Here is a 3021-nt window from a genome sequence, read left to right on the forward strand (position 1 = left end):
ATTTATAATTATTTTTTTCGTGACAGTAAACTCATCTGTTTTTACAGTACAAAGATAGTCTCCATTAACTAATCCTGAAAGGTTGATATCTTTTTGATTTACTACTTTAAGTATGGAGCGTCCTGTTAGATCATTAACTTCAATACTAAAGTTTTTTATTTCTTTAGGTAATTTTACAGTAAGTATATCTTTTACCGGATTAGGATATATTTTTACAGTTTCCGAAGATTTAAATATTGTTTCGTCAAGCCCTAATGTAGAGCTAATAGCTACGGCAAAATGCTGTAATGCTCCCAGAGCAGCTTTCCCTACATTATAAACATATACGGGATCTACATTAGCAAACTTATCATTAGCTGTATGAGGATATGGGCTTTCAATATTCTCATAAAAACCTGTTATCACTTCTTTTTTTGCTTCAAAAGGCATATAGTCTGATGAATAAGCCTCGGAAATTACGGTTTGAAGAGGAGAGTAGAGAGCTGTACAGGTAGCCAGTTGTTGTGTAATAAGGTTGGATTCCGCATTGTTTTCTGTTTGTCCTCCATTATCTCTCTCACATTTGATTGTATTATTGTTATTTCCTAATTTCCCCCCAACTTCATCTATGTTGAATACTAATTTAATATCAAACTGGGGTACATTATTCTGATAGGCAACATTATTAGCGTAATGAGAACTACCATATAAACCTTGCTCTTCTCCTGAGAAATGAATAAATTTAATAGAATATTCAGTAGGAATATCTTTCAAAATTCTAGCAGCTTCAAGAAGTATAGAGGTCCCACTTCCATTGTCATTGACTCCCGGACCGTTAATTGTATCAAAATGAGCACAAATAATAACATATGTGTCGGGATATAAAGTTCCTGTTTTAGTGATTACTAGATTTTTTGAATTAATGTTTGTTCCCAGATAGTTGAACGTAAAGGGGTCTTCAGTAATCTGACTTGCAGAATATCCGTAAGATAAATATTTATTCTTTATCCAATTTAATGTATTCTCATTGTTCGTGGAACCTGTTGTTTTTATTCCTAAATTCTCGAAATCTTGTAAGTTGGCTGTAATATTAGCCTGGGAAATCATATTAACTCGGTCCTGATAAGCTTGGATAAAACTTTGTGAATGAACATTCCAAACAGCAAAAGATAGAAGTAGAAGAGTAGTTATTTTTTTCACTTATATATTGATTTTATAGATTTGTTATGTTTTTTATAATTATAACTTAACAAATGTACTAATAAAAAAATCCCGGGCAAATACCCGGGACTTATATTGATAACAAAAAATTCTACATTATTTTACTTGATCTACAACAGCTTTGAAAGCTTCAGGATGATTCATTGCTAAATCCGCTAAAACTTTTCTGTTAAGCTCAATGTTGTTCTTTTTAAGAGCTCCCATAAATTGAGAGTAAGACATTCCATGTTCTCTGGTTCCCGCATTAATACGAGTGATCCAAAGGGCTCTGAAATTTCTCTTTTTCTCCTTTCTTCCACGGTAAGCATATTGCATTGCTTTTTCTACCGCGTTTTTAGCTACTGTCCAAACGTTCTTTCTTCTACCGAAAAAACCTTTAGCTTGCTTTAAAATTTTCTTTCTGCGAGCTCTTGAAGCTACTGCATTTACTGATCTTGGCATAATTTAAATTGTTTTTTTGAAAAGGGCGGTAATCTGTCTCATTACACTTAGCTGCTCCGTTTCAGGGTTAAAAATTCTGAATTTGTTTTAATTCCTATAAACCGATATTTGATTTATAAAAACTACTTAATTGCTAATTGACGTTTAACACTTTTTTCGTCCACAGAAGCAACATAAGAAGTTTGCGTAAGATTTCTCTTTTGCTTAGTTTCTTTCTTAGTTAAAATGTGACTTTTGTAAGCGTTTTTTCTTTTGATCTTACCAGAACCAGTAAGAGCAAAACGTTTCTTAGCACCTGATTTCGTTTTTAATTTTGGCATTGTCTTGCTTTTTTATTGTTTTGTTATCAATATCTATTTGGTTATTCCTTTATAATCAGGAATAATAATTTGCAAAAATACAAAAAAAAGTTGAAATATTTTAATAAAAAACGGCAAACATTAAATGTCTGCCGTCCCTAAAATCAATTGATTATATTATGATTTAAAGAACTCTAAAAGATCTTTATTGATCGTTTCTGCTTCTGTTGTAGGCATTCCGTGAGGGAATCCAGGGTAAGTGATCAGTTTACTGTTTTTAGCAAGCTGTGCAGATTTTACCCCTGCATCTTTATAAGGTACGATCTGATCATCTTCTCCATGTAATACCAATACTGGTAAATCCACGGCTTTCAAATCTTCTGTAAAGTCTGTTTCAGAGAAAGCTTTAACACAGTCATAATGAGCTTTGATAGATCCCATCATTCCCTGTCTCCACCAATTTCTGCGAATTCCTTCAGATACATTGGCTCCCTCTCTGTTAAACCCATAAAATGGAAGAGTAATATCAATATAGAATTGTGCTCTATTATTTGCAGTATTATGGCGGATATCATCAAATACAGAAATTGGAGTTCCTTCTGGATTAGTCTCACTTTTTACCATGATAGGTGGAACAGAGCTTATTAAAACCGCTTTTGCAACTCTACCATTATTATTTCCATATTTAGCAACATATCGGATTACTTCTCCACCTCCTGTAGAGTGGCCTACGTGAATAGCATCTTTTAAATCCAAATGTTCAACAAGTTCCGTAACATCTGCAGCATATGTATCCATATCATGTCCCACTTCCACTTGAGAAGATCTTCCGTGACCTCTTCTATCATGTGCAATTACACGATATCCTTTTTCTAAAAAGAAAAACATTTGTGCATCCCAGTCATCAGCTGAAAGGGGCCATCCATGATGAAAGAAAACAGGTTGACCTTTTCCCCAATCTTTGTAATAAATTTCCGTACCGTCTTTTAATGTGAATGTACTCATAACTTTTGTCTGTGTTTGTTAATAATATGATTATAATCAAGAACTATTCTTGATTTTGTTCTTTATAGTTAAAAAT

At 33.1% G+C, this 3021-nt stretch carries 4 protein-coding genes; all 4 read right to left on the reverse strand.

The genetic code is table 11. The features are described from left to right. A partial coding sequence (locus Q0A18_RS10090) for a M28 family peptidase (protein WP_292010021.1) occupies positions 1–1179 on the reverse strand: 1179 nt, incomplete at its 3' end. A 117-nt stretch (positions 1180–1296) separates the two neighbouring features. Next, complete coding sequence (gene rplT / locus Q0A18_RS10095) at positions 1297–1641, reverse strand: 50S ribosomal protein L20 (RefSeq protein ID WP_292010022.1); 345 nt, start codon at positions 1639–1641, stop codon at positions 1297–1299. A gap of 122 nt (positions 1642–1763) precedes the next feature. Continuing rightward, the gene (gene rpmI, locus Q0A18_RS10100; protein WP_007840008.1) at positions 1764–1961 is read right to left on the reverse strand and encodes a 50S ribosomal protein L35; all 198 of its coding nucleotides are present in this window, start codon (positions 1959–1961) and stop codon (positions 1764–1766) included. A 156-nt stretch (positions 1962–2117) separates the two neighbouring features. Further along, positions 2118–2945 (reverse strand): alpha/beta hydrolase, encoded by an 828-nt coding sequence (locus Q0A18_RS10105; protein ID WP_292010023.1) that lies wholly within the window; start codon positions 2943–2945, stop codon positions 2118–2120. Positions 2946–3021 lie beyond the last annotated feature (76 nt).

The sequence above is a fragment of the Chryseobacterium sp. genome, from assembly GCF_022712095.1.
Classification (GTDB): domain Bacteria; phylum Bacteroidota; class Bacteroidia; order Flavobacteriales; family Weeksellaceae; genus Chryseobacterium.

Coding starts and splice junctions, on each gene's coding strand:
- rpmI (WP_007840008.1), bottom strand. CDS start 1,961: ATGCCAAAATTAAAAACGAAATCAGGTGCTAAGAAACGTTTTGCTCTT.
- rplT (WP_292010022.1), bottom strand. CDS start 1,641: ATGCCAAGATCAGTAAATGCAGTAGCTTCAAGAGCTCGCAGAAAGAAA.
- Q0A18_RS10105 (WP_292010023.1), bottom strand. CDS start 2,945: ATGAGTACATTCACATTAAAAGACGGTACGGAAATTTATTACAAAGAT.